The sequence below is a fragment of the Providencia sp. UF-224 genome, assembly GCF_058245955.1.
This window is the reverse complement of the sequence record NZ_JBSICC010000087.1, coordinates 1-862: the sequence shown is the minus strand read 5'-3', so window position 1 is coordinate 862 and position 862 is coordinate 1. Positions and strand designations below refer to the sequence as shown.

At 47.4% G+C, this 862-nt stretch carries 1 protein-coding gene; it reads right to left on the bottom strand.

Features of this window, described 5'->3' with window-relative positions; genetic code table 11:
• Positions 1-862 (bottom strand): RepA family replication protein (locus AC4IFO_RS22915; protein ID WP_490737845.1); only part of this gene is annotated, 862 nt, incomplete at both ends.

The following is an 862-nucleotide window of genomic DNA, read 5'->3' as shown; positions in this document are numbered from 1 at the left end:
CCTTGTGCAGTCGGATACAAGGCTTTCATTTCACGCTCAAACGCCATGACTACCGCTAAAGGTTGTGTCACCTTCCAGGCTTCAAAACGACGCCATGCGGCATGCTCCGGACTTTCTGGCGTCGCTAAACTCTTGGCTAACGCTTTCTTTTCCTTTAAGGCTTTGGATAAGTGTTTCTTCTCTTGTTTAAGCGCTTCATCTTTCCCTATCACAAGCGTTTTCAGCTTATTGAGTAGGCCACAAAGTTTACGCTTAGTATCGAGTGATGCCACATTCGCGCGCGCAAGTCGCAGCACGTGTTGTGCGTATCGTTTTTGATAACTCTCCTTGAGCCCCTTCTTTTCCATCCAACGGCTAAAGCTGGAGACGACTTCGCGCAGTTCCAGCATTGAAAACCCGAGTCCGTGGAAAAACTCAGGGCGTATCCAGATACGCATCGCTTTGTATTGTTTCGCTTCAATATCAAAATCACGGTCAATAATAATGAGGTTAGCTTGTTCCCAATCACGCAGCGCATGCAATATTGGGTCGTAACTTTTTCGACCACTGTCATAGCGATACAACTGACCACATAACTCAGCCAGCTTTTCCACTGAACACATCACTTCAAACAGGGCGTCACTTTCCGGATTGTAATCCGCATACGCAATCATCGCCATCGCTAACGCATCAAAGGTTTCTCGGCGTTCAGAACGCACGGATATCCGCTGCTTTCGAGCATAGCGTAATTGATAAATATGGGGGTTTCGGTTCCAGTCGTGACGTTTCAACGCCGCCGCAAAACGGCGAACGGGCACCAATTTAGGTAATTGACCTAAAAATTTTGGCGCGTAATGTCGATGGATTTTGCTCGGAGAACAAG